This is a genomic window from Curtobacterium sp. TXMA1 (genome assembly GCF_020162095.1).
GTDB lineage: Bacteria > Actinomycetota > Actinomycetes > Actinomycetales > Microbacteriaceae > Curtobacterium.
Genome location: NZ_CP083910.1, coordinates 2,757,661 through 2,784,186 on the forward strand (window position 1 = coordinate 2,757,661; position 26,526 = coordinate 2,784,186).

Consider the following 26,526-nt stretch of genomic DNA (forward strand, 5'->3'; position numbering starts at 1 on the left):
ACCACCACGGCGATGCTCGCTGCCATGACCACGTACCCGATCCCCGTGACCGACCGTCACGACCGAGCGCAGCCGGGAGCGCCGACGCGCCGCCCGGCCGTCGCCCGTCTGTTCCTCGGCGAGCGCGAGGACGCCCGCTGGCTCCGCCCGACCTTCTGGGCGCTCCTCGTCGTCACCGCCGTCGTGTACCTGTGGGACCTCAGCATCTCCGGGTACGCCAACAGCTTCTACGCCGCCGCCGTGCAGGCCGGCACGAAGTCGTGGGAGGCGTTCTTCTTCGGCTCCCTCGACTCGTCGAACTTCATCACCGTCGACAAGCCCCCGGCCTCGCTGTGGGTGATGGTGCTCTCGGCGCGGGTGTTCGGCTTCTCGTCGTTCAGCCTGCTGCTCCCCCAGGCACTGATGGCCGTCGGCTCCGTCGCCCTGGTGTGGGGGACGGTCCGGCGCACGCTCGCCCGCCTCGGCACGACGACCGCGAACGTCGGCGCACTGCTCGCCGGGTTCGTCGTCGCCGCGACGCCGGCCGCCGCGCTGATGTTCCGCTTCGACAACCCGGACGCGCTCCTCGTCCTGCTCATGACCGCGGGTGCGTACGGCACCGTCCGGGCGCTCCCGAAGGGCAGCTGGCGGTGGATCGCCCTCGCCGGCGTCGCCCTCGGCTTCGCGTTCCTGACGAAGATGCTGCAGGGGCTGCTCGTCCTGCCGGCGTTCGGCCTCGTGTACCTGTTCGCCGCGCGCACGACCTGGGGTCGGCGCGCGATCGGCCTCGGCATCGCCGCGGTGTCCCTGGTCGTCTCCGCCGGGTGGTGGGTCGTCGCCGTGGCGCTCTGGCCCGCGGAGTCCCGCCCCTACATCGGCGGGTCGACCGACAACACGGTCCTCGACCTCGTGTTCGGCTACAACGGGCTCGGCCGGATCTTCGGCGGCTCGGGCAACGGCGGCGGAGGCGGTGGCATGGGCGGTGGCACCGCGGGCGGCTCCTTCGGTGGCGCCACGGGCCTGGACCGGCTGTTCTCCTCCGAGATGGGCCTCGAGATCTCCTGGCTCCTGCCCGCCGCGCTCATCGCCCTCGTGCTCGGCCTGATGGTCGTCGGCCGTCGGCACCTCGCCGACCCGGCACGCGCCGGCCTGGTGCTCTGGGGCGGTTGGCTGATCGTCACCGGACTCGTGTTCTCGTTCATGTCCGGCACGATCCACCCGTACTACACGGTCGCCCTCGCCCCGGCGATCGCCGGCCTGGTCGGCACCGGCGGCGCCCTGCTGTGGCACGCCCGCGAGCGCATCACCGGTCGCCTCGGCCTCGCTGCGATGGTGGGCGGCACCGCGTACTGGAGCTGGTGCCTGCTGAACGAGAACCCGACGTGGCTGCCGTGGCTCCGCTGGGTGGTCCTGGTCGGCGGCCTCCTGTCCGCTGCGGCGATCGTCGTCGGCAGCGTCCCCGGACTCCGCAAGGCCGTCACCGTCGGCGTCCTCGCCGGCACCCTGTTCGGCCTGACCGGCACGACCGCCTACGCGCTCGCCACGACGACCGTCGCGCACTCCGGGTCCATCCCGAGCGTCGGTCCGGCGGGCAGCGGCTCCGGCGGCGCAGCAGGCTTCCCCGGCGGTGGCGGCGGGCAGCCGGGAGGCACGGGAGGCCCCGGCGGATCGGCCGACGGTTCCCAGGACGGCGGGTTCCCGGGCGGCGGTCAGCCGCCGACGGGCGCGGCGCCGGAGGGCACGACCGGCGAGCAGCCGACGATGCCCGACGGCTCCGGCGAGGCGACCTCCGGGGGCGCGACCTCGGGTGACGCGACCTCAGGCGACGCGACCTCGGGCGACGGCACCCGGACCGGCGGCGGTACGACAGGCCCCGGCGGCACGACGACCTCGTCCGCGCTGACGAAGCTGCTCGCCGCCTCGGACGCGAAGTGGTCGGCCGCGGTGAACGGCTCCCAGTCCGCCGCGCAGCTCGAGCTCGACACCGACACGGCTGTGATGGCCATCGGCGGCTGGTCGAGCGACCCGGCGCCGACGCTCGCCGAGTTCCAGGCCTGGGTCGCGGCCGGTGACATCGGGTACTACGTGTCGTCGGGTTCCGGCGGCGGGACGGGTGGCGGCCCGGGCGGCGGATCGTCGACCGCGAGCGCCATCCAGGAGTGGGTCGCCGCGAACTACGAGGCGACCACGGTCGGCGGCCGGACGGTCTACGACCTGAGCGCGTCGCAGTGACGCACGACGAGGACACGGCGGTGGCTAGGCTCCGTGCCATGACGGAGCGTCCCCTGCAGCGCACCGACGGCACGCCCGTCCGTGTCCTCGTCGTCGACGACGAGCACGCGCTCGCCGACGCCGTCGCCCTCGCGTTCGAGGGCGACGGCTGGGCCGTGCGCGCGGTGCACCGCGGACGGGACGTCCTCTTCGCGGCGCGGGAGTTCCTCCCCGACGTGGTCGTGCTCGACGTGATGCTGCCGGACATCGACGGCTTCGAGGTCCTCGAGCGGCTCCGCGATGCCCGCGACCCCGTCCGCGTGCTGTTCCTCACGGCGCGGGACGCCCCCGAGGACCGGCTCGCCGGGCTCACCGGCGGCGGAGACGACTACCTGACGAAGCCCTTCGGCATCGACGAGCTGCTCGTCCGCGCCCGCATCCTGGCCCGGACCGCACCGCAGGTCGTCGCGGCACCCGGGTCCTCCGCGGTCGTCGTCGGGGACCTGCGACTCGACGAGGAGGACCGCTCTGTCCTGCGCGACGGCGAGCCGATCGACCTGACACCTACGGAGTACGAGCTCCTCCGCCACCTCGCGCGGAACGCGAACCGGGTGCTGTCCCGCGAGCAGATCCTGGCGAGCGTGTGGGGCATGGACTTCGGTACCTCGTCGAACCTGGTCGACATGTACGTGTCGTACCTGCGGCGGAAGCTCGACGCCGGACGCGAGCCGATGCTGCAGACGGTCCGGGGTGCCGGCTACGTGCTGCGGCCGACGACGTGAGCCGGCCGGACCGGGTGGGTCGCGCCTCCCGACCGGAGCGCGCCCCGTCGCTGCGGTGGCGGATCGTCGGGGCCGTGGCGTTGCTGCTCGTCGCGACGAACGTCGTCGTCGGGGCGGTGACCGTGATCGCGTACCGCGAGTACCTGGTCGGACGGCTCGACGCGGAGCTGGCGACCGCAGCCGGACGGACCCCGGGCGGGCAGCCGCCGTCCGGACCGCCCCCGGACTCGTCCGGCGGACAGCAGGACCCCGACAACCGGTTCATCGGGGCACCCGGCCAGGCCGCCGACACCGTCGTGGCGATCCTGCGAGACGGCGACGCCGTGCTCGCCGGGTACACCGACAGCCAGGGCGAGCAGCACCGCCTCAGCCGGGCGCAGCAGTCCGTGCTCGCGGACGTCGACCCCGGTGCGGAGCCCACGACGGTGCAGCTGGGGTCGCTCGGTGCCTACCGCGCGCAGGCGGTCACCCGCGGCGGCGACGTGTTCGTGACGGCCCTGCCCCTCGGCGACCTGCGTGCGTCGGTCGTCCGCCTGGTGGTCGTCATCGGGAGCACGACGCTGCTCGCGCTCCTCGTCGCCGCCTGGGCGCTGACCCTCGCAGTCCGGCGGTCGCTGCGGCCGCTCGAGCGCGTCGCGTCGGTGGCGTCGAGCGTCACCGCGCTCGACCTCGAGCGCGGTGAGGCCGACATCGCCGTCCGGGTGCCCTCGTCGGACCTCGTCGTCAGCCGCGAGGTCGGACAGGTCGGCACCGCGCTCAACCGGCTGCTCGGGCACGTCGGCCGGGCGCTGACCGTCCGGCGCGACGCCGAGCGGAGCATGCGGACCTTCGTCGCCGACGCCTCGCACGAGCTGCGCACACCGATCGCGACCGTCCGCGCCTACGCCGAGCTGTCCGCCGGTGCCGACGACCTCGCGGCGCTGCACCGGAACGCCGAGCGGATCGGTCGCGAGGCGGTGCGGATGGGCGACCTGGTCGAGGAGCTCCTGCTGCTCGCCCGGCTCGATGCGGTCGCCCTGGCCGCCGGACCGGCTCCGGTGCACGATGCCGTGGACCTCACCGCCACCGTGGTCGAGGCCGTGATGGACGCCCGGACCACCGCGCCCGACCACCGGTGGACGCTGCAGCTCGCCGACGACCGCCCCCTGACGGTGTCCGGCGACGCGGGGCAGCTGCGGCGTGCCGTCACGAACCTGCTCGCGAACGCGCGGACCCACACGCCGTCGGGCACGACCGTCGTGGTGTCGTTGCAACGGGTCGAGCACCCCGGGGGCGGCGCGGCCGACACCGGCGGGATCGCGCGGCTCGTCGTGGCGAACGACGGTCCGCCGATCGAGACCGAGGTGCTGCCGGTCCTGTTCGACCGCTTCACCCGGGGCTCCTCGTCCCGCTCGCGGGAGCACGGGACGAGCGGACTCGGCCTGGCGATCGTCCACGCGGTCGTGGCAGCGCACGGCGGCACGGTCCGGGTCGCGTCGGAGCCCGGGCGCACCGCGTTCACGGTGGACCTGCCGGAGACCGCGAGCCGATCCGACACCTGACGATCCCCCTGCGCGATCCCCGTGGTCGGCGGACCGGGATCGGCACGCGTCCACCGCACGGTCGTCGCACGCTCCGGGAACGAAGGCGCTTCCGCGCGCCCCGACGAGTACGCTGCGGGCACCGGCGGAAGGGGAACGCGATGGACGAGCGACACGGCGACGTGCGGAGCGGCGATCCGCGAGCGACCGGCCAGCGGTTCGCCCGGCTGCCCGAGCGGGCCCGCGCCGAGGACCTGGTCGTCGAGGTCCCGGCGTTCGAGGACGACCGCCCTCAACCCGAACCCGAACCGCCGGCCGCCGCCCCCGAGCTCGTCGCGGCGACCCGGTTCGCGCAGACCTCGCACGCGACGCCGACGATCCGGCGGACGCAGACGCGCGCCGGACTCTGGATCGCGGGCGTGCCCATCGCGGCGCTCGCCGTCGTCGCGGTCGTGCAGATCGTCCTCGGCGCCACCGGCTGAGCCGCCCCACCGCTTCTTAGGGGCACCACAGGGTGCTGCTGCGGTCCCCATCGACGCGCTGCCGAGCCTGGGCGGCATGACGGAAGCAGCCACCCCCGCGACAGCAGCACCACGCTCGACATCGACATCGTCGTCCCCTGCCACAACGAGCAGGGCACGCTCGCCGCCCACGTCCGACGTCTGCACCACTTCTGCCGGACGTCGTTGCAGCACACCTGGCGCATCACGATCGCCGACAACGCCTCGACCGACGACACCGGGCGCATCGCGGACGACCTCGCCGCGATGCTGCCGGAGGTGCACGCCGTCCACCTGCCGCTGAAGGGCCGTGGACGCGCGCTCAAGGCGGTCTGGGCAGCATCCCCCGCGGCGGTGCTCGTCTACGTGGACGAGGACCTGTCGACCGACCTCGCGGCGCTCGAACCGCTGGTGGCACCGCTGCTCTCCGGCCATTCCGACATGGCGATCGGCACGCGGCTCGCCGGGTCCTCCCGGGTCGTGCGGGGCGGCAAGCGCGAGTTCATCTCCCGCTCCTACAACCTGCTCCTCCGCAGCACGATGGGCGTCTCGTTCTCCGACGCCCAGTGCGGGTTCAAGGCGATCACCCGTCAGGCGGCGGAGCACCTGCTGCCCCTCTGCGAAGACGACGCGTGGTTCTTCGACACCGAGCTCCTGGTGCTGGCCGAGCACGCGGGACTGCGCATCCACGAGGTGCCCGTCGACTGGGTGGACGACGTCGACTCGTCGGTGCACATCTCCTCGACCGCGACCGAGGACCTCAAGGGGATGTGGCGGGTGTCCCGCGGGCTCGCGACCGGGCGGATCCCGATCGCCCCGGTGTACGACGCGATCGGACGGCAACCCTTCACGACGCCGCACGTGGGGATCGTCGGGCAGCTCCTGCGCTTCGGCACCATCGGCGTGCTGTCCACGGTCGCCTTCGCGGTGCTCTACGCGCTGTTCCGGCCGGCGATCGGGGCGCAGACGGCGGACTTCCTCGCGCTCCTCGTCACCGCGATCGGCAACACCGCGCTGAACCGTCGCTTCACCTTCGGGGTCCGGGGACGGGCGGGCGCCGGGGTCCACCAGGTGCAGGGGCTCGTCGTGTTCGGCATCGCGTGGGCGATCACCGCCGGGTCGCTCGTCCTGCTGCACGCCACCACGCCCGGGGCATCGCACGGCGCCGAGGTCCTCGTGCTCACGGGTGCGAACCTCGTCGCCACGCTGGTTCGCTTCGTCCTCTTCAAGGCGTGGGTGTTCCGCACCCGGCGCCGTCCGGTCCTCGTCCGCCCTGCAGCGACCCCCCGCGGCCCCCTCCACGCCCGTGTCCGCCGACGAGCGCCCGGTCCTCGAGGAACGCGCCGGCTGACCGCCCCCGACCGCTCATCCCCGCGGAACGCAACGTCGGCGACTGCTCGCAACGGAGTACCGCTGCGAGCAGCCGCCCACGTTGCGTTCTGCGGCACCGGAACCAGCGTCGGGCCCGGAACCAGCGTCGGGACCGGCACCGGGACGGACGGGAGGCGCGTGGCGGGTCCGCCCCGCGCCTCCCGTCCGGCCGGTCTGTTGCACCTGCGGTATACCAACCCGTAGCATCGCCTCACCGCACCACCCCCACACAGGGCCACGACCGCCACCACCGGTCCGCCCGCGGCGAGCGCTCCACCGATGCAGCCCTGGCCGTCCGCTGCCGGCTGAGCCCCACTGGACCCGCACGTGAACCCCTCCCCCTTCGGTCTGTACGACCCTGCCCGCGAGTCGAGCGACTGCGGCGTCGGCTTCATCACCCGCCTCGACGGCACCCCGAGCCACGACGTCATCCGCAAGGGCGACGAAGCGCTCTGCTCGATCCCGCACCGCGGTGGCAAGTCCGCCGAGGGCGTCGGCGACGGCGCCGGCGTGAGCATCGACCTGTCGGTGGAGTTCTTCAGCGCGATCACCGGCGAGGCCCTGCGCGCCGGGCACTTCGGCGTCGCGAACTGCTTCGTGCCCGCCGACCCGGTCGAGCGTGCCGCCGCCGTGCAGACCGTGACGGGTGCGATCGAGCACGAGGGCTTCGAGCTCCTGCTCGTCCGCGACGTCCCCGTCGACCACTCGGTGGCCCGCCCCGAGGCCGAGCAGTACCAGCTGCCGATCGTGCAGTGGGTGTTCCGTTCCCCGGGGTCGTGGGAGCGCCCGGAGGTCGACGCCGCCGCGAACCGCGCGCTCCTGGCCGTCGAGCGCGTCTCCTACACGCAGGCCGCCGAGGCGCACGCCCCGCACGCCGCCCTGTACCCGCTGTCGCTCAGCGCCCGGACGCAGATCCTCAAGGGCCGCCTGAACTCGGGCGAGGTCATCTCGTACTTCCGCGACCTGACGGACCCGCGGCACTCGGTGCGGACGCTCTACTTCCACACCCGGTTCTCGACGAACACCGAGCCGCACCCGACCATGGCGCAGCCGTTCCGGCTCATGGCGCACAACGGCGAGCTGAACACCGACCGGAAGAACCGCCTGTCGGACGAGGCCCTCGCCGCCGCCCGCACGCGCAGCATCGTCCGGCCGCCCGGGCAGTCCGACTCGAGCCGGCTCGACCAGACCCTGCAGAGCCGGGTGTTCGACGACGGGCTCGAGATCGTCGAGGCCGTGGTCACGCTCATGCCGCCGGCGTGGGAGAACGACCGCACGCTCACCCCGGACGTCCGGGACATGCTCGAGTACTTCTCGCTGTACGAGGAGAAGAACGACGGGCCCGCCGCGGTGATCTTCAGCGACGGCGACGTCGTCGGCGCGCGGCTCGACCGTCTCGGGCTCCGTCCCCTGCGCACCGTGCAGACGGACGAGTACCTGATGGTGGCGTCCGAGTCCGGGCAGGTGGCCTTCCCGGCCGACGAGGTCGTGCACCGCGGTCGGATCGAGGCCGGCGGCATGCTCGTCGTCGACCACCGCACCGGCTCGGTGATGCGCACCGACGAGGTCCTCCGGATGCTCGCCGCCCGGCGCGACTACGGCACGCTCCTCGACGCCGCACGCGTGCACCTCGACGACCTGCCCGCGCCGGCCTACGACCGCGGCACCAGCACGCTCGGCTACGACGGCGACCTGTCCCTGGCGGGCCGCTACGTGGCGTACTCGCTGAACCAGGAGAGCTTCCGGTTCATGCTCGACCCGATGCTCGCGAACGGCTCGGAGCGTATCTCGGCGATGGGCTACGGCACCGCCATCAACGCGCTGAGCGACACCGAGGGCGGCATGGCGAAGTACTTCTCGCAGCGCTTCGCCCAGGTGACGAACCCGCCGCTCGACTCGATCCGCGAGGCCGACGGCATGTCGATGCGCGTGGCGCTCGGCAGCAAGCCCGACGGCACGGGCAGCGGGACCGGCAGCGGCACCGGCGCGCCCAGCCGGCAGATCGTCGTGGACTCGCCCGTCCTCGGACACCTCGACATGGTGCGCCTGCGCGACCAGACGATCGTGCCGCTCGAGCGCTTCGACATGCTCTACGTGCCGGTGCTCGGCGACGAGCAGGCGAACGCCGACGCGGTCCGCTCCGCGACGGAACAGCTCGCCGAGGCCGTCGTGGCCTTCGCCGAGCGCTCCGGCGGCATCGCGGTCCTGACCGACCGCAGCATGTCCTCGACGCACGCACCCCTCCCCGTGATCCTCGCGGTCGCCGCGGTCAACCAGCGACTCATCGAGACCGGGCTGCGGCTCCGCGTCTCGATCGTCGCCGAGTCCGGGCAGCTGCCGTCGTCGCACCACGTGGCGACGGCCCTGGGGTTCGGTGCATCGGCCGTGTACAGCCTGTCCGCACGACTCCGTGCGGAGGAGCAGTACCCCGCCGAGGCCGCCCCGGCCGGCGAGTACACGGCCACCGACCTGGCCCTGAAGCGCTTCCGCAAGGCCGCCGAGAAGGCCCTCGCGAAGACGATGGGCCGCGTCGGCCTGTGCACGGCCGAGAGCTACATCGGCGGCGAGTTCTTCGAGCCGAACTACCTCGACACCGGCGACGACCTGTTCGCCCGGGTCTTCCCGCACATGGCCGCCCCGGTCGGCGGTGTCGGCTTCGCTCGGATCGCGCAGGCCGCGACCGACTGGCACGAGCGCGCCCGGACCGTCGCGTCCGAGGGCCAGGTGCCGCTGCTCGGACTCTTCAAGGAGCGCTCGGACGGTGCGGGGCACTCGTTCGGCGTCGCGAGCGTCCGCGGCTTCGGCGGGATGACGGAGGAGCGTCCGGCCTTCGAGCGCTCCGGCGACTCCGACGCGCTGCGGCTGCTGACGCTCCGGCAGCTCGACGACTCCTTCGGCATCTCCGACGCCGCGTACCGGAACACCGGCTACGACCGGCTCAGCGACGCCGAGATCGACGCGCACCGGATCACCCCGGGCTACGTCACGTTCCTGCAGACGACGCACGACGAGCGGTCCCGCCGGCCCGCCGCCCTGCGCGACGTGCTCGCGCTGCCCGCGGACGTCACCGGCATCGACGAGGCGGAGGACTTCGCCCGCGAGCTCGGTCGCTTCGCGACGACCGGCAACGCCAGCATCACGGTCCGCGGTCTCGCCGGCTCACGTGACGACGCCGAGGGTCTGCCGGGAGGCACGGCACGCTTCACCCTGCAGCTCACCTCCACGGGACCCACGGGTGCACAGCGTCACCGTGCCCTCGTGGACGGGCTCGCCCTGCTGCACCCCGGCACGGTCGACGTCGACGAGGTCGCCGACGGCCACGTGACGCTCCGCGCCTCCGGTGCGGCCGCCGAGCTGCTCGGTCTGCTGCAGCAGGCACCGGCGAGCGTCGACGTGACCGCGGTCCAGCCCGCGCACGAGATCACCCGGACGCTGGCATCGGGTGCGATGAGCCACGGCGCCCTGGTCGCGACCGCCCACGAGGCCGTCGCACACGGCACGAACATGGTCGGCGGCATGTCGAACTCCGGCGAGGGCGGCGAGCACCACTCCCGCTACGGCACGATCCGCGGGTCCCGCATCAAGCAGTTCGCCTCGGGCCGGTTCGGCATCTGGGCGGGCTACCTCGCCGACCCGATGCTCGAGGAGCTCGAGATCAAGATCGGCCAGGGCGCGAAGCCCGGCGAGGGCGGTCAGCTCCCCGCGCCGAAGGTCACGGTGGACATCGCCGCGGCCCGTGGTGGCACGCCCGGCGTCGAGCTCATCTCGCCACCGCCGCACCACGACACGTACTCGATCGAGGACCTCGCGCAGCTCATCCACGACTGCAAGGCCGCGCGGGTCCGGGTCGTCGTCAAGCTCGTGTCCTCCGAGGGCATCGGCACGATCGCGGTCGGTGTCGCGAAGGCCGGCGCGGACGTCATCAACGTCGCGGGCAACACCGGTGGCACCGGCGCCGCGGCCGTCACGAGCCTGAAGTACGCCGGCCGCTCCGCGGAGATCGGCGTGGCCGAGGTGCACCAGGCCCTCGTCGCGAACGGTCTGCGCCAGAAGGTCACGCTCCGCTGCTCCGGCGCGCACCAGACCGGTTCGGACGTCGTCACGAGCGCACTCCTCGGCGGGGACTCGTTCGAGTTCGGCACGACCGCGCTGATGATGCTCGGCTGCGTGATGGCGAAGAACTGCAACGTGAAGTGCCCCGCCGGTCTGACGACGAACGCCGAGGCCTTCGAGGGCGACCCCCGTGCGCTCGCGCAGTACCTGCTCAACATCGCGCACGACGTCCGGCAGATCCTCGCCCGTCTCGGCCTCCACTCGCTCCGCGAGGCCCGGGGCCGCACCGACCTGCTGCAGCTCCTCGACCACCCGGCGTCCGTCGGGCGGCTCGACGTGCGGAACCTGCTCGCGCAGGTCCCCGAGAAGGTCGTCTCCGACCCGGAGTACCTCGAGAAGGACTTCCGCACCGACGACGCCCTCATCGAGCAGGTGCGCGCGGCGCTCATCGACGGGCACGACCCCTCGCTGGTCGTGGACGGCATCGCGCTGGGCAACGCCGACAAGTCGGTCGGCGGGCAGCTCGGCATCGACGTCGAGCGCATCCTCGACCACGAGCTGCGGGGCGTCGACCTGTCCGCGCACCCGGCGATCTCGACGGACGACCGCGGCCGCCGACGGCTCGTCGACGGTGCCCTGACGATCCGCACGAGCGGCTCGGCCGGGCAGTCCTACGGTGTCTTCACGAACGACGGCACCACGCTCGACCACACTGGCACCGCGAACGACGGCGTCGGCAAGAGCCAGTCCGGCGGGCGGATCATCGTCCGCGCCCCGGGCGGCGGGAGCACCGAGCGCGGCGGCAACGTCCTCGTCGGCAACTTCGCCCTGTTCGGCGCGACCGGCGGCCGCACGTTCGTCGAGGGCGAGGCCGGCGACCGGTTCGCCGTCCGCAACTCCGGCGCGACCGCGGTGGTCGAGGGCCTCGGCGACTTCGGCTGCGAGTACATGACCGGCGGCGCCGTGCTCAACCTCGGTGGCTTCGGCAAGGGGCTCGGCAACGGCATGTCCGGCGGCTTCCTCTACCAGTACGACCCGTCGGGCACGGTGACCGAGCGCGCGAGCACCGACTCGCTCCTCGTCTTCCCCGTGACCGAGACCGAGCGCGGCGCGTTCCACGAGGCCGCGGCGAAGCTCCTGCTCGAGTGGCACCTCGAAGCCACCGGGTCCGCCCTGGCCGAGCGGCTGCTCGCGGACTGGTCGACCACCCGCGAACACGTGTTCGTCGGGATGCCGCGCGCGCTCCTGCTCAGCCAGGACGCCGACGAGATCCTCGCCGCCGCGACCCGGAACGAACTGCTCGACGAGCTCGCGGGCTCCGTCGCGACGGACCGGCTCCGGTCGTTCAAGGTCGACTACCGCGACCGCCGGACGGTGCTCGACGGCCGTGCCCCGACGCTCGGTGACCAGGGCGACGACACGTTCTCGCTGCTGTCGTCGTACACCGTGCTCGGGGTCGCCCAGGACGTGGCGCAGGAGCGGGTACCGGGGGCCGTGCCGAACGACCCCCGGGTGACCGAGGCCGTGCGGAACCTCGTCCTGACCGAGGACTTCCAGGTGAAGCAGCGCGTCGTGAAGTACCTCCGCAGCACGTTCGACCGGTTCGCCGACGACGAGCTCGCGACCCTCATCGCCGTCAAGCGGCTCGACGACTCGAAGCGTGCACTCGCGCAGCGGAACAACCGCAGCGCGGACATGCCGGGCACCACGGGGTGGATCATGCACCAGAACGCCAAGAACGCCGGCCGGGTCCGCGCGGCCCGCTTCGACGAGCTGCTCGCGACCGCGGCGCTCGAGGACATCGCCGCCCGCGCCCCGCAGGCGCCCGTCGAGGTGGTGTCGGCATGAGCACGCTCCCTCCCACCGGGCAGCTGATCCCGGTCGACGCACCGTTCTCGGCGGCGCAGGAGTCCTGGCTCGCCGGGTTCATCGCCGGCATCGCAGCAGCGGGCAAGCGCGCCGCCGGCGGTGCCCCGACCACGACGGTCGACGTGCTCTTCGGCACCCAGACGGGCAACGCGGAGTTCCTGGCCGACGAGCTCGTCGCCGGTGCGAAGACCCGCGGGCTCGGCGGCCGGGCGACCCCGCTCGACGCCGTGACGCCCGAGCAGCTCGCCGGGATGTCGCACGTGCTCGTCGTCACCTCGACGTACGGCGAGGGCGAGATGCCCGACAACGCCGGCCTGTTCTGGGACGCACTGCAGGCGAGCACCGTGCCCCGGCTCGAGGGCCTGCAGTACGCCGTCCTCGGCCTCGGCGACACGAGCTACGACGAGTTCTGCCAGGCCGGCAAGCTCCTCGACACCCGGTTCGAGCAGCTCGGTGCGACGCGGATCCACGACCGCGTGGACTGCGACGTGGACTTCGAGGACCCCGCCGCGCTCTGGAGCGCCGCGGTGCTCGACCGGCTCGCCGCAGCGGCCGGTGCCCAGCCGGCCGCGTCCGGCCCCGCTGCCGGGGCGACCCCCTCGTCCGCCGCAGCCGGCGGTACCGGGGCGGGTCGTGCCTCCCGGCCGGGGTCGCAGTGGACCAAGCGCACCCCGTACCGCGCGCCGCTCGTCGTCAACCGGCTGCTCTCCGCGCCGCGCAGCGCGAAGGAGATCCGGCACTTCGAGTTCGACCTCGGCGACTCGGGCATCGAGTACGCAGCCGGTGACGCGCTGGCGGTGGTGCCGCACAACAACCCCGCGCTGGTCGATCAGCTGCTCACGCACCTCGGCGCAGACGGGTCGGCGGACGTCGACGGTCGACCGCTCGCCGAGGTCCTCCGCACCGACCGGGAGATCCGGACGCCGTCGAAGGACCTCGTGGCCGACCTGGTGCAGCGGGCACCGGCGTCGGAGCTCGCGGCCGTCGTGTCGCACGGCGACAAGCACGAGCTCGACCGGTGGCTGTGGGGCCGTGACGTCCTCGACCTGCTCCGCGACGCCGGCAGTGCCGCGCCGACGATGGAGGAGCTGCTCCCGACCCTGCGCGGCCTGCAGGCGCGGCAGTACTCGATCTCGTCGAGTCCGCTCGCGCACCCGGGCCGCGTGCACCTCACCGTCGCGTCCGTCCGGTACGGCGACGCGCACCGGACGCACGCCGGCGTCGCCTCGACGTACCTGGCGGACCGGGTGCAGGCCGACGGCGAGGTGGGTGTGTACCTGCAGCCGAACGCGGCGTTCGGGGTGCCCGCCGACGGCGACGCCCCGATGGTCATGATCGGCCCGGGCACGGGCATCGCCCCGTTCCGCGGGTTCCTGCACGAGCGGGCCGCCGCGGGGGCGACCGGGCGCAACTGGCTGTTCTTCGGCGACCAGCACCGCGACACCGACTTCGTGTACGAGGACGAGCTGACGGAGCTGCAGGAGCGTGGCGTGCTCGACCGACTGGACCTGGCGTTCTCGCGCGACCAGGCCGAGAAGGTCTACGTGCAGACGCGGATGCGGGAGCAGGCGGCGGAGCTGTACCGGTGGCTCGAGGACGGCGCACACGTGTACGTCTGCGGCGACGCGTCGCGGATGGCGAAGGACGTCGAGCAGGCGCTGGTGGAGGTCATCCGGACCGGGCGGGGCCGCGACGAGGACGACGCGCACGCGTACCTGGCGGACCTGCGGCGCGCGAAGCGCTACGTGCGCGACGTGTACTGAGCCGCGTTACCTGGCGGGCCCGGGCGTACCTGGCGGAACCGGGCGTACCTGGTGGAACCGGGCGTACCTGGCGGGCCCGGGCGTACCTGGCGGAACCGGGCGTACCTGGCGGAACCGGGCGTACCTGGTCGATCGGATCGACCAGGTACGCCCGTTCTCGCATCGCATCGCAAGCGCTCTGGGAGGGAACGGGCACGCATGAGCGACCGCGGGGCACAGGAGCGCGCAACGACGGACGGGAGGCACGGTGCCGGCTGGCACCGCGCCTCCCGTCCGTCATGGGGTCGCGTCAGTCCTGCGCGGTCGCCTCGTAGTGCCGCGCACCACCGCGCACGCCCGCGAAGCGGTACGGCGCAGACGTGACGCGCGGGCGCTCGACGTCCTCGCTCGTGGCCGCACCGGCTGCGTGCAGCTCCCGGTACGCGTCCACCGTGAGCGGTACGCGCGCCTCGAGCAGTGCGCGGACGCGACCCTGCCGACGGTGCTCCCGGTGGTCGGGGCGGACGACGCCGGTCATCAGCTCGCCGACGCTGCCCGAGCCGTAGCTGAACATCGCGATCCGCTCACCACCCAGGTCGTCGTCGAGGTCGAGCAGCGCCGCGAGCGCGATCCAGAGCGAGGCCGTGTAGGTGTTGCCGGTCTGCTTGTTGTAGGTGAAGCCGATCGCGAGCTCGGACTCGTCGAAGGGCGCGCCGACGTGCTGCGTGAGCTTCCGGTGCGCCTTGAGCGCCATCTTCGTGAACGGCTGGTGGTGCACGAACCGCGCGATGTCCCCGTACGCCGGGCCGCCCTGCGACGCCAGGTCGTCCCACGCCCCGACGAACGCGTCGACGTAGGCGCTGACCGACAGTCGGCCGTCGACGAGCGCGGTCGAGCGGTCGTTCGGCCGCCAGAAGTCGTCGACGTCGGCGGTGAAGACGCCGGCGGCTGGCTCGATCTCGATCAGGTCGGGGTCCGCCGACACCAGGATCGCGGCGGCGCCGGCACCCTGCGTGGGCTCGGCGGCGGTGTCCACGTCGTAGCGGGCCACGTCGGCGGCGATGACGAGGACGCGCTCGTGGGGCGCCCGCGCGATGATGCCGAGGGCGAGCTGCACCGCAGCGGTCCCGCCGTAGCAGGCCTGCTTCAGCTCGACGACGCGGACGTTCTGCGGCAGGCCGAGCAGCCCGTGCACGAAGACCCCGGCGGCCTTGGACTGGTCGACGCCGGACTCGGTCGCGAACAGCACCGTGCGGATGCCCTCGACGCCGTGACGGTCGATGACCTCCTTCGCGGCGGCGGCGCCCATCGTGACGATGTCCTCGTCGGGGGCGGGCACGCTGAAGGCGTCCTGACCGATGCCGACGTGGTACTTCGCCGGGTCGACGCCGAGCCGTTCGGCCAGGTCGTCGAGCTCGAGCACGTGGTGCCCGGTCGCGATCGCGATGTCGTGGATCCCGACGCGCAGGGTCTGCTGCGGTGCGGGCTGCTGCTGGGCGGTCTGCTGCTGGGCGGTCATGCTGCACCTCCGGCGGGCTTCGACCCGCGACGTTCCATGGCGACGTGCGCCGCCATCAGCTCCCCCGGGTTGGTCTGCGCGGCGAGCAGCGACAGCTCACCGCAGAGCACCGTCGCGGCGCACAGGGCGGCCAGGCGTCGGGCGTTCGCGCCGGGTTCGCGGTCCTCACGGCAGCCGAGGCGCACGAGGGCGTCCTCGACGACGGGCAGGTCACCGCCCTTGCCGTTGCCGACCGTGCCGACGATCAGGTGCGGCAGCGCGGTGGAGAAGTACAGGTCGTCGCCGCGGGCCTCGGCGTACGTGATGCCCTGGGAGCCCTCGACGATGTTCGCGGCGTCCTGCCCGGTGGCCAGGTAGAAGCCGAGGAGCATGTTCGCGTAGTGCGCGTTCGCGGAGCGCAGGGCCCCGGCGATGGTGGAGCCGACCAGGTTCTTCGCGACGTTGAGCTCGGCGATGCGCTCGGCGCTCGACCGCAGCCGCTTCTCGACGATCTCGCCCGGGATCACGATCTCGGCGATGGTGTTCCGTCCGCGTCCGCGGATGCCGTTCACTGCGGTGGCCTTCTTGTCCGTGCAAAAGTTGCCCGAGACGCTGACGTACCGCAGGCCCGGCTCCCAGCCGAGGATCGCGGGCAGCAGCTTGTCCGCCGCCTGCGTGACCATGTTGTGGCCGGAGGCGTCGCCCGTGGTGAACGCGAAGCGCAGGAACAGCAGGTCGCCGACGATCTCGGGGTGCACCTCGATGAGCTTCGCGAAGCGGCTCTGCCCGGCGACGATCTGCTCGAGCTCGTCCTGGCGGGCCAGGATCCGCCCGGCGGCGATGTGCGCGGCGGCGGCGCTGTCGGCCTTCACGACGACCGAGCGGGTCATCCGCTCGTCGACGACGGTCGCGACGATGCCGCCCTCGACCATCCGCGAGATGCGGGCACCGCGGCCGACGGACGGCCACAGCGGCGACTCGTACGTGGCGAGGGGTACCTCGTGCTCGCCCTCCACGGCGTTGCCGCTCACGCGGATCGGCCCGACCCACTTCGTCGGGATCGGGGTCAGCAGGTCGGTCATTCGACGCTCCCTTCGGGCGCTTGCACCGCGACGCTGAGGTGTCTGATGTCGTGCGCCTCCCAGGCGCGGTGGATGCCGGCGAGGTCGGTGTCCGCCGGGACGAGCGCGATGCCGCAGTCGCCGCCGCCGGCGCCGGACGGCTTCGCCGCCCCGCCGGCCGCCTCGACCACGTCGCACAGGGTCGCGAGGCGCTCGGTCTCGATCTGCGATCCCACGGACGCGCCGAGTCGCTGCATGAGGACACGGGCGCGCCGCAGGGCGTCGAGCGTGGTCGCCGCGTCGCCGGTCTGGAGGCCCGCGGTCAGGTCGTCGACGCAGGCGCGGCTGTCGTCGAGGAACGCCTGGTAGCCGCCGTTGCGGTGCTTCCGGACCACGCTGACCAGCTTCGTCGTCGACGCCGGCGAGCCCGTCCAGCCGACGAGCAGCTCCAGGTCCTTCGGCGCCGGCAGGCGCTGCACGTCGAAGCCGGTCCAGGCATCGGTGTCGTCGAGGATCGCGGTCACGGCGTGGCTGTCGAGCATCGCCACGAGGCGCTCGCGGTCCGGCGCGCTGTAGCGGAGCCAGCCGCCGAAGGTGCTCGCGGCGAGGTCCCCGCCGGACGCGCGCGGGTTGACCCGGACGGTGGCGAGCAGGGCGACGCGGAAGCGGTCCCGCTGCGAGAGTCCGATGCCGTAGAAGCGGTCGAGCGCGCCGACGGTCGCGACGGTCACCGCGGCCGAGGACCCGAGCCCGAACTTCCGGCCGCTGGCGTCGTCGAGCTGGCTCTCGATGCGCAGGTCGTGGAAGCGGGGCGCGATCCCGCGCTCGGCGCGGAGCTTCTCGACCAGGTCGATCGTCGCCATCACGTAGTCGTAGGGGTGGTGTTCCCGGTCGAGCGCCAGCCCGTCCTCGTCACGGGTCCACGTGAGCGGCAGGTGCCCGTACTCCTCGGAGTGCACGCTCCCGGAGCCGTGGCCCTCGCTCACCCGGGCGGTGATGGCGCGGTCGAGGGCGATGAGCACGGACGGCTGCCCGGGCTCGACGACGGCGTACTCACCCGCGACGAACAGCTTGCCGTGGGCGCGGAACTCGATCACTCGGCGGACTCCTCCGGTCGGACGACACCCACTCCGGGTGCACCCGTTCCTTCGGAGCGGACGACCCGCGCGCCTGGTCCGGTGCCCGACTCGATGACGTCTCCCAGGCCGGCGAGGGCGGTCGCGACGGCGCCCCGGTCCTCGGGCTTCGTGAGCACGACGACGTTCGGCCCGGCGTCGGCCGTGGCGTACGCCTCGGTGCCCGCGGCACGGAGCTCCGCGACGGCGTCGAACACGGCGACGCTGCGGGCGTTCAGGTAGCGGATGGGCGGGAAGGCGCCCTCGATCGTGGCGTGCATGCGGAGCGCGTTGCTCTCGGTGAGCTCGCCGATGCGGGTGAAGTCGCCGGCGGCGCAGGCGTCGAGCATCTCGCCCACGGTCTCGGTCGTCGAGGTGACCCAGGCCGGGTAGAACGGCGAGGTCGCGATCGTTCGGCGCATCGCCTCGCGTGAGCCGATCGCCTTCTCGCCGGCCGAGATCGTCACGACGACCATGGCCATCGGCGGGGCGGGGACGCGCTCGGCGTAGGAGCCCTGGTCGTCACCCGCGTGCCACACCGCGACACCGCCGGGGATCGACCGCGTGGCCGACCCGGATCCGCGCCGGGCGAGCCGGGACAGGTCGCGCTCGGACAGGTCGAGCCCGTACGCCGCCGCGGCCGCGGTCGCGAGCGCCGCGAACCCGGACGCGCTCGACGCGAGCCCCGCGCCGGTCGGCACGGTGTTCTCCGAGACGACGGCGGCACGGTCGGCGGAACCGGCGAGGTCGCGCACGAGGTCGAGGAACTGCTGCACGCGGAGCAGGGCACCCTCGGGCGCAGCACCGCCGTTCAGCACGAGCGAGTCGGTCTCCGCCGATCCGTCGAGCGTGACGGTCGTCGTGGTCGGGAACACGTCGAGGCCCATCGACACGCTGCCGGTCGCGGGCAGGGCGAGCTGCGCGTCGGCCTTGCCCCAGTACTTCACGAGCGCGATGTTGGGGTGCGCGACGGCGGTGGCGGTCATCAAGCGCGGGCTCCGATCGTGGTGGTCCAGGTCTCCGTCGCGCCCGCGGCACGGAGTGCGGCGGACACGCGGTCGGCGTGCTCCCCGTCCGCGACGAGCGCGAGGACGCATCCGCCGCGCCCACCGCCGGTGAGCTTCGCGCCGAGGGCGTCCGCACGGCGTGCGGCGTCGACGAGCCGGTCGAGGTCCGCGCTCGACACGTCGAGTTCGGTGAGCAGTTCGTGCGCGGCGTCCATCGTGGCACCGAGGGCCTGGGCATCGCCATCCTCGAGCGTCCCCCGTGCGCGTCGCGCGAGGGCACCGATCGCCTCGACGACGGCGTCGACCGAGGCGGGGTCGGCGTCGCGGTGTTCCCGGACGGCTGCGACGGCCTCGCGCGTGTGGCCGGGGACGCCGGTGTCCGCGACGACGAAGGTGAACTCCGCGCCGAGCGGGACGGGCTCGACGACACCGCCCTCGAACCAGACGGGGACCTCGGCGACGACCCCCCGGGCGTCGAGCCCGGACGGCCGACCGTGCGCGACGCGCTCGCACTCCTGCACGAGCTCGTGGTGCTCCTCGGGGTCGAGGGTCCGTCCGAAGACGTCGGCCACGGCGGCGGTGACCGCGGCGGCCACCGCGGCACTCGACCCCATGCCGCGGGCGGTCGGCACGGCGCTGTCGACCCGGACGTGCACGTGCTGCTCCTCGGCGCCGAGGTGGCGGAGCGTCGCGGTCACCGCGGTCACGGTCGGCAGGACCGCGGCGGGGGCGCTGTCGAGCGGCCCGGTGTGCACGGTGGACTCGAGCCGGCTGCCGCCGTCGGACGACACCGGGGTGACGGTCGCGGTGACGCGGACGTCGAGCACGGGGAGCACGAGAGCGGGTGCGCCGTACACCACGGCGTGCTCGCCGATCAGGATCGTCTTGCCGTGGGACGACGCGGTGCCGGTGCGGAGGGGGTTCCCTGCGCTCGGCGTCGCGGTGCTGTCGGTGTCGTGGTGGGTCATCGTGGGCTCAGGTCAGCCTAACCGGCCGGACAGGTCGCCGTCCGGCGGCAGGCCGCGGACAACATGGTTGTACACAATCGAGTTGCGTGCCACACTGGGGCCATGCCGGTGACCGACGAGATGGTGTGCTTCTCGCTGTACGCGGCGTCCCGGGCCACGACCCAGGCGTACCGCGCACTGCTCGAGCCCTGGGGACTCACGTACCCCCAGTACCTCGTCCTCGTCACCCTGTGGATCGAGGGCGACCAGACCGTCTCGACGCTCGGCGACCACCTGCAGCTCGACTCGGGCACGCTGTCGCCGCTCCTGCGCCGCATGGAGCAGGCCGACCTGGTCCGCCGCGAGCGCCGCAGCACCGACGAACGCGTCGTCACGGTGACCCTCGGCGACCGCGGGCGCTCGATCCGCCCGGAGCTCGCCCACGTCCCGGCCCGCATCGCCGCCGGGATGGGCCTGTCCGACGAGCACGCCGCACTCGAGCTCATCAGCACGCTGCAGCGCCTCACGGCCACCATGCACGCCGCCGCCGCGGACCCCGCGGTCGCGGCCGACTGACCCCACGAAGGAAGGAAGGACCCCCATGGACGTCCTCTACACCGCCGAGGCCCTCGCCACGGGCGAAGGCCGCAACGGCCACGTCGCCACCAGCGACGGTCGCGTCGAGCACGACCTCGCCATCCCGAAGGAGATGGGTGGCTCCGGCAACGGCGCGAACCCCGAGCAGCTCTTCGCGGCGGGCTACGCCGCGTGCTTCCACTCCGCGCTGCAGGGTGTCGCCCGCGCGCAGAAGGTGAAGATCACCGACTCGACCGTCGGCGGCCGCGTCTCGATCGGCCCCAACGGCCAGGGCGGGTACCAGCTCGCCGTCATGCTCGAGGTCGTCATCCCCGACGTCGAGCACGACGTCGCCCAGGCCCTCGCGGACGCCGCGCACCAGGTCTGCCCGTACTCGAACGCCACCCGCGGCAACATCGACGTCACCATCGTCGTCTCGGAGGACTGACCCATGACCGACACCACCCCCACCACCATGCGCGCCGTCGTCCACGAGACCTTCGGTGAGCCCGCCGACGTCCTGACCGTCGCCGAGCGGCCCGTCCCGCAGCCCGGCCCCGGCCAGGTGCTCGTCCGGACCGTCCTCTCCCCGATCCACAACCACGACCTGTGGACGATCCGCGGCACCTACGGCTTCAAGCCCGAGCTCCCCGCCGCCAGCGGCACCGAGGCGCTCGGCGTCGTCGAGGCCCTCGGCGAGGGCGTCGACCGCCTGCAGGTCGGCCAGCGCGTCGCGGGCGGCACCTTCGGCGTCTGGGCCGAGTACTACGTCGCCGACGCGGCCGGGCTCGTCCCCGTGCCGGACGCCATGCCCGACGAGTCCGCCGCACAGCTCGTGTCGATGCCGTTCAGCGCGATCAGCCTGCTGCACTCGCTCGACCTGCACGAGGGCGACTGGATCATCCAGAACGCCGCCAACGGCGCCGTCGGCCGCATGGTCGCGCAGCTCGGCAAGGCGCGCGGCATCAACGTGATCGGACTGGTCCGTCGCGCCGAGGGCGTCGACGAGCTGCGCGAGCAGGGCATCGACCGCATCGTCGCCACCGACGCCGAGGGCTGGCAGGACCAGGTCCGCGAGCTCACCGGCGGCGCGCCGATCGTCGCGGGCGTCGAGTCCGTCGGCGGGAAGGCCGCCGGCGACATCGCCTCGGTGCTGGGCGAGAACGGCACCCTCGTGGTCTTCGGCGCGATGGCGTCGCCGACGCTCGAGATCCCGTCGGGCAAGGTCATCTTCGGCCAGCTCACGGTCAAGGGCTTCTGGGGCGCGGTCGTCAGCAGGACCATGCCGGCCGAGACCAAGGGCCAGCTCTTCGGCGAGCTGATCACCCGCGTGCTCGACGGCTCGCTGACGCTCCCCGTGTCCGAGACCTTCGTGTTCGAGGACGCCCGTGACGCGGCGCGTGCCAGCGACACCGCCGGCCGCGTCGGCAAGGTGCTCCTGCGCCCGTAGCGCAGGCACGGTCGCGACACGCGACCAGCAGACGGACGGGAGGCACGGTGCCAGCTGGCACCGTGCCTCCCGTCCGTCACGTGGCGGGGACCAGTGCCCGCAGCACCTCCGTCTGTCCCAGCCACCCGACGGGTCGGCCGTCCCGGTCGACCACCGGCAGCCCGCCGGAGTCCGCCGCGTCCACGACGTCCTGCACGACGGACGCCAGACCGGACGCTGCCGGGACCGCCCGCACCTCGGACGCGACGTCGAGCACCGGCCGGTCCGCGACGTCCACATCCGTCAGGACGGCCTCGCCGGCGGACCGCGCCGACACGACGCCGGCGAAGCGCCCCTCGGCGTCCACGACGACCACGGCGGCTCCCCCGGACGACGCGAGGACGTCGAGCGCCTGTGCGGCGGTGGCCGTCACCGGGACCACCGTCCCGAGGTCCCGCGCCGCCACCCCTGCCGTCCCGCCCGGGAGCCGACGGGCGGGGACCGCGGAATCGGTGAGGTCCACGCCACGCCGACTGAGCTTGAGCGTGTACACCGTGTCGCGGGACAGCGCCTTCGACACCGCCGTCGCGACGACGACCGCGACGACGACCGGCAGGACGAGGGCATAGTCGCCGGTGAGTTCGAACAGCATGATCCCGGCGGTGATCGGAGCACGGGTCGACCCCGCGAAGACCGCCCCCATCCCGACGACCGCGAAGGCCGCGACCTGCCCGCGCAGGGCCGGGTCGACCGCGGCGGCGACCTGGCCGAAGGCGGCGCCGGTCATCGCCCCGATGAACAACGACGGCGCGAAGACACCGCCGGAGCCGCCGATCCCGAGCGTCAGGGACGTCGCGAGGACCTTGCCGACGACGAGGACCGCGAGGAACCCGAGCGCGTACCGACCGGCGACGCCGTGCTCGAGCACGGGGTACCCGACGCCGTACATCTGCGGCAGGGCGAGCAGCAGCAGCCCGAGGAGCACCCCGCCGACGACCGGCCGAGCCCACTCGGGGCCGCGCGTCGCCCTCCAGAGCAGGTCGCAGGCATCCTCGACGAGGTAGAGCACCCGCGTGAAGCCGATCCCGACCGCACCCGCGAGCAGCCCGAGGAGCGCGAAGAGCAGGTACTCCGGCGGGGTGATGCCCCCGATGGCCGGCAGGTGCAGGAACGCGGTGTCGCCGAAGACCGCGCGGCCCACGAGCGCGGCCGTCACGCTCGCGATCGCGACGGCGCCGAACGACGTCGGGGTGAAGTCGCGGAGGAGCAGCTCGAGGGCGAAGAAGACGCCGGCGACCGGCGCGTTGAAGGTCGCCGAGATCCCACCGGCGGCACCGCACGCGACGAGGGTCTTCAACCGGACCTCGGGCATCCGCGCCCAGCGACCGATCGTGGAGCCGAGCGCGGAGCCGATCTGGATGATCGGCCCCTCGCGCCCGACCGAGCCCCCGGCGCCGATGCAGATCGCACTGGCGAGCGCCTTCACGACCGCGACACTGCCCCGGATCCGCCCGCCGTTCCGGTCGACCGCGAACATCACCTCGGGGACGCCGTGACCGCGCGCCTCCCGCGCGAAGCGGTGGATGAGCGGGCCGTACAGGAGTCCGCCGACGACCGGCGCGACGACGACGAACCCGCTGCCGAGCCACGGCACCCACGGGTTCGCCGGGTGGCCGGTGGTCGCGGAGTAGTCCGTGTGCCCACTGAACACGAGGGTCGCGTGCTGGATGAGCCAGCGGAAGACGACGGCGGCCACCCCGGCTCCGGCACCGACGACCAGGGCGGGGATCGCCAGCCGGACCGCGGCACCACCGAAACGGGTCCCGGCGGTGTGCAGGTGGGCGCGGGCTGGAGCAGTTGCAGACACGGTCCTCCATCAGTTGTACGGGCACAACGATTGTACGCGTACAACTGTGGCGTGTCGAGGGCTACCCGCCGAAGCCCGAGACCTCCTCCGGGAGTGGCTCGTCCATCGCCGTCCGGAGCGCTCGCATGCCGGCGACCACGGTGGGTCGGTCCGACTCCGGCACCCGGTCCAGCACGTCGGCGAGCTCGCGGCTCCGACGGGCACTCACCTCGTCGACGAGCGCGCGACCACGGTCGGTGGCGGCGACGAGCACCTCGCGTCGGTTCAGCGATCCAGGTCGACGCTCCACCCAGCCGCCGGCCACCAGCCGGTCGACGTTCCGCGTGAGCGTCGACGGCCCGACCGCGAGGCGCTCGGCGAGGTCACCGGCGCGGGTCGGCCCCAGCGTGGTGACGAGCACGATGAGCCGGAACTGCGGGACGGTGACGTGCTCGAGCGCCGTCGTCATGGACCGCGCGACGACACCGAGCAGCCCCCGGGACGCCGCGAGCACCTCGTCGATGTCGGACATGCCCACCATCCTCGCAGTCCGTCACATGGCCTCCTTGATGCCGCGGCGCACGAGCCAGGCGTTGACCGGGTAGGCGCAGACGAAGCCGGCGACCATGGCGAACTGCATCGCGACCCAGAACTCGGGCGAGAAGACGCTGGCCCGGCCACCGAAGACCGCCGGGAACACCGCGAGCTGCCACACCGCCATGAGTCCGTACATGCCGATCTGCCACGCGATGATGCTCAGCGTGTCCGCCTTGAGCGCGGCGACCAGCCCGGCGCGGACCCCGAGCCCGCGCATCGGGGCGATCGCGAAGTACTGGAACCCGATGCCCAGCAGGTAGGCGAGCACGAAGTCCACGGCCCATCCGGCGACCATGCGGTCCTGGTACAGCGAGCCGAGCCCGACCAGCGCTCCGATCGCGGGGAACCACGCCAGCCCGAACTCCCCGACGAGGTCACCGAGGGCGCACCCGGCACCGCAGTGGCTCGTGTCGATCGCGGTCCCGGCCCACCGCCCGTGGTCCGGCGCGGTGGCCCGGCCCCGCCGGAGGTAGAAGACCAGCCAGACGACACTGCCGAACAGCATCGTGAGCGGCCACACGAGCGCCATGACGCGCATGTGCGGAGGGTGCCGCACGACGTCGACGGCGACGAACACGGCGCAGCCGACCGCGACCACGAGCAGTCCTGCGCACGCGACGGTGAGTGCGACCGGGAAGGAACCGGCGCCGAGTTCGACCACGCCCGACCTCCTGTACTTGTACGGCTACAACGACGGGCTGAGCCTACGGCTCGGACGCGCGCTCCCTCCCAGCAGGACGGGGGACGCGACGGGAGGCCCGTGGCGGTGTCGCCGCGGGCCTCCCGTCCGTCGTGCCGCCGGGTCTAGCGGCGGGACGCCTTCTGCGGCACCGTGAAGATGTTGCCGGTGGTCACGCCCTCCTCGACCTCCTCGAGGGTGCGGCCGCGACTCTCCGGCACGAACCTCCAGATGAAGAGCAGGGCGAGCACGCCGACGACGGCGAAGCCGAAGAACGTCCCCGTGATGCCGGTCGCCGCCACGATCGTCGGGAAGAACAGCCCGAGGAACGCGTTCGCGATCCAGAGGCAGAAGACCGCGATGCCCATGCCGAGCGCCCGGATCTGCGTCGGGAAGATCTCGGACAGGATCACCCACGTCGCGATGTTGAGGAACGTCTGCATCGAGCCGACGAACGCGACGACCAGGAACAGGATCACCCACGGCCGCGCGGGGTTGCCCTCGACCAGGGTCATCGACGCGATGCCGATCAGGAAGTGGCACACCGTCGTCAGCGAGTAGCCGATGATGAGCGTGGTCCGGCGGTTGATGCGTTCCATGTTGGCGAGGGCGATCACGCCACCCACGACCGCGATCACACCGGGAGCGATGTTCGCGATCAGGGCCGCGGACTCCTGGAAGCCGGACTCGATGAGGACGGTCTGGCCGTAGTACATGATCGAGTTGATGCCGGTGAGCTGCTGCGCGACACCGATCCCCGCGCCGATGAGCACGATGCGGATCAGCCACTTGTTGCCGAGCAGCGTCCGCCAGCCGCTGACGCGCTGGGTCCGCGCTTCGGCCTCGTTCGTGCGCTTGATGTCGTCGAGCTCGGCCGTCGCACGCTCCTCCGACCGGATCTGTCCCAGCACCGACAGCGCTTCGCCGTAGCGGCCCTTCGACGCGAGCCAGCGCGGCGACTCGGGGACGCGGAGCATGCCGACGAAGAGCGCGATCGCGGGCAGGGCGCAGACGGCGAGCATCACGCGCCAGACGCCGTTGCCCTCGCCCCACAGGTTGCCGATGATCGCATTGACGACGAACGCGGCGAGCTGGCCGATCACGATCATGAGCTCGTTGCGACCGGAGAGGGATCCGCGGATCTCGTACGGCGCGAGCTCGGCGAGGAAGACGGGCACCACGGTCGATGCACCGCCCACGGCCAGACCGAGCAGGACACGGCCGACGACCATGACCCCGAAGGCCGGGGCGAAGACGCACGAGAGCGTGCCGACGAAGAAGGTGACCGCGAGCAGGATGATCGTCTTCCGGCGCCCCCAGCCGTCCGCGATCCGACCACCGAGCATCGCGCCGATCGCCGCACCGAAGAGCAGCGAACTCGTGACGACACCCTCGGTCAGGTCGGTCAGGCCGAGCTCCTCCTTCATGGGGAGCAGCGCACCGTTGATCACACCGGTGTCGTAGCCGAAGAGCAGGCCGCCGAAGGTGGCGACGAGCGCCAGGACGCCGAGACGGCGACGGTGGGGTCCCTCTCCCACCGGTGGAAGTGCGACGTTCGGTGCTGTCGGCTTGATGTCGACCATTCGTGACTCCTTCGTCGGGTGATCGCGCGGCGTTGCGTGCTGCGATCGTATCCCGATTCCATGTCCTGTCAATTGGACATTCTGACGACCTGACGTTTGGACCGATCCAAGAAACGCCTGATGAGCGAGGGAGCGGTCCAACAGCCGACCCGACCGCGCGT

General features: G+C 72.9%; 19 protein-coding genes. 10 read left to right on the top strand and 9 right to left on the bottom strand.

Annotated features, from left to right (window positions below; translation table 11 throughout):
• The first annotated feature begins 24 nt into the window (after window positions 1-24).
• The 7 genes from LCG91_RS13020 to LCG91_RS13050 all read left to right on the top strand — a co-directional run bounded on the left by LCG91_RS13020 (window position 25) and on the right by LCG91_RS13050 (window position 14,048).
• Window positions 25-2,211, top strand: a complete 2,187-nt coding sequence (locus tag LCG91_RS13020) for an ArnT family glycosyltransferase (protein ID WP_224441636.1) — start codon at window positions 25-27, stop codon at window positions 2,209-2,211.
• A gap of 38 nt (window positions 2,212-2,249) precedes the next feature.
• Window positions 2,250-2,972: a response regulator transcription factor gene (locus tag LCG91_RS13025; RefSeq protein ID WP_058749406.1), complete on the top strand. Its 723-nt coding sequence runs from the start codon at window positions 2,250-2,252 to the stop codon at window positions 2,970-2,972.
• A gap of 74 nt (window positions 2,973-3,046) precedes the next feature.
• Window positions 3,047-4,513, top strand: coding sequence for a sensor histidine kinase (locus LCG91_RS13030; protein ID WP_161968401.1), 1,467 nt, complete (start codon window positions 3,047-3,049; stop codon window positions 4,511-4,513).
• Between the two features lie 140 nt (window positions 4,514-4,653).
• On the top strand, window positions 4,654-4,974 hold the full coding sequence (locus LCG91_RS13035) for a hypothetical protein (protein ID WP_058729275.1): 321 nt from the start codon (window positions 4,654-4,656) through the stop codon (window positions 4,972-4,974).
• A gap of 126 nt (window positions 4,975-5,100) precedes the next feature.
• Window positions 5,101-6,567 (top strand): glycosyltransferase, encoded by a 1,467-nt coding sequence (locus LCG91_RS13040; RefSeq protein ID WP_263480186.1) that lies wholly within the window; start codon window positions 5,101-5,103, stop codon window positions 6,565-6,567.
• Between the two features lie 123 nt (window positions 6,568-6,690).
• Window positions 6,691-12,264, top strand: a complete 5,574-nt coding sequence (locus LCG91_RS13045) for a glutamate synthase-related protein (RefSeq protein WP_224441637.1) — start codon at window positions 6,691-6,693, stop codon at window positions 12,262-12,264.
• Window positions 12,261-14,048, top strand: coding sequence for a sulfite reductase subunit alpha (locus LCG91_RS13050; protein ID WP_224441638.1), 1,788 nt, complete (start codon window positions 12,261-12,263; stop codon window positions 14,046-14,048). Before LCG91_RS13045 ends, LCG91_RS13050 begins: the two co-directional genes overlap by 4 nt.
• A 289-nt stretch (window positions 14,049-14,337) precedes the next feature.
• Here LCG91_RS13050 and LCG91_RS13055 read toward each other — a convergent pair whose 3' ends face one another.
• Genes LCG91_RS13055 through mvk form a run of 5 tightly spaced genes read right to left on the bottom strand, consistent with a single transcriptional unit; the run spans window position 14,338 to window position 19,676 of the window.
• Window positions 14,338-15,546: a hydroxymethylglutaryl-CoA synthase gene (locus LCG91_RS13055; RefSeq protein ID WP_224441639.1), complete on the bottom strand. Its 1,209-nt coding sequence runs from the start codon at window positions 15,544-15,546 to the stop codon at window positions 14,338-14,340.
• Window positions 15,543-16,607: a hydroxymethylglutaryl-CoA reductase gene (locus tag LCG91_RS13060; protein WP_058729280.1), complete on the bottom strand. Its 1,065-nt coding sequence runs from the start codon at window positions 16,605-16,607 to the stop codon at window positions 15,543-15,545. The genes LCG91_RS13055 and LCG91_RS13060 overlap by 4 nt, the downstream gene beginning before the upstream one ends.
• Window positions 16,604-17,683 (bottom strand): phosphomevalonate kinase, encoded by a 1,080-nt coding sequence (locus tag LCG91_RS13065; protein ID WP_058749400.1) that lies wholly within the window; start codon window positions 17,681-17,683, stop codon window positions 16,604-16,606. The genes LCG91_RS13060 and LCG91_RS13065 overlap by 4 nt, the downstream gene beginning before the upstream one ends.
• On the bottom strand, window positions 17,680-18,687 hold the full coding sequence (gene mvaD / locus LCG91_RS13070; RefSeq protein ID WP_224441640.1) for a diphosphomevalonate decarboxylase: 1,008 nt from the start codon (window positions 18,685-18,687) through the stop codon (window positions 17,680-17,682). Before mvaD ends, LCG91_RS13065 begins: the two co-directional genes overlap by 4 nt.
• Entirely contained in the window at window positions 18,687-19,676 is a 990-nt protein-coding gene (gene mvk, locus LCG91_RS13075) for a mevalonate kinase (protein ID WP_224441641.1), read from the bottom strand. The genes mvaD and mvk overlap by 1 nt, the downstream gene beginning before the upstream one ends.
• A gap of 102 nt (window positions 19,677-19,778) precedes the next feature.
• Between mvk and LCG91_RS13080 the strand changes: the two genes are divergently transcribed.
• The 3 genes from LCG91_RS13080 to LCG91_RS13090 are packed head-to-tail and all read left to right on the top strand — an operon-like array spanning window position 19,779 to window position 21,681.
• Window positions 19,779-20,231, top strand: a complete 453-nt coding sequence (locus tag LCG91_RS13080; protein ID WP_209442900.1) for a MarR family winged helix-turn-helix transcriptional regulator — start codon at window positions 19,779-19,781, stop codon at window positions 20,229-20,231.
• A 25-nt stretch (window positions 20,232-20,256) separates the two neighbouring features.
• Window positions 20,257-20,679 carry an organic hydroperoxide resistance protein gene (locus LCG91_RS13085; protein ID WP_058729284.1) on the top strand — a complete coding sequence of 141 codons (423 nt, stop codon included), beginning with the start codon at window positions 20,257-20,259 and terminating at the stop codon, window positions 20,677-20,679.
• Between the two features lie 27 nt (window positions 20,680-20,706).
• Complete coding sequence (locus LCG91_RS13090; RefSeq protein WP_224443156.1) at window positions 20,707-21,681, top strand: zinc-binding dehydrogenase; 975 nt, start codon at window positions 20,707-20,709, stop codon at window positions 21,679-21,681.
• A 76-nt stretch (window positions 21,682-21,757) separates the two neighbouring features.
• Here LCG91_RS13090 and LCG91_RS13095 read toward each other — a convergent pair whose 3' ends face one another.
• The 4 genes from LCG91_RS13095 to LCG91_RS13110 form a co-directional block, all read right to left on the bottom strand.
• Window positions 21,758-23,527 (bottom strand): chloride channel protein, encoded by a 1,770-nt coding sequence (locus LCG91_RS13095; RefSeq protein ID WP_224441642.1) that lies wholly within the window; start codon window positions 23,525-23,527, stop codon window positions 21,758-21,760.
• 61 nt (window positions 23,528-23,588) lie between these two features.
• Window positions 23,589-24,038: a MarR family winged helix-turn-helix transcriptional regulator gene (locus LCG91_RS13100; RefSeq protein WP_224441643.1), complete on the bottom strand. Its 450-nt coding sequence runs from the start codon at window positions 24,036-24,038 to the stop codon at window positions 23,589-23,591.
• Window positions 24,039-24,059: 21 nt separating this feature from the next.
• Window positions 24,060-24,764, bottom strand: a complete 705-nt coding sequence (locus LCG91_RS13105) for a DUF4396 domain-containing protein (protein WP_058750396.1) — start codon at window positions 24,762-24,764, stop codon at window positions 24,060-24,062.
• A gap of 143 nt (window positions 24,765-24,907) precedes the next feature.
• A complete protein-coding gene (locus LCG91_RS13110; protein WP_224441644.1) occupies window positions 24,908-26,365 on the bottom strand; it encodes a sugar porter family MFS transporter in 1,458 nt (485 codons plus the stop codon).
• Window positions 26,366-26,526: the final 161 nt, after the last annotated feature.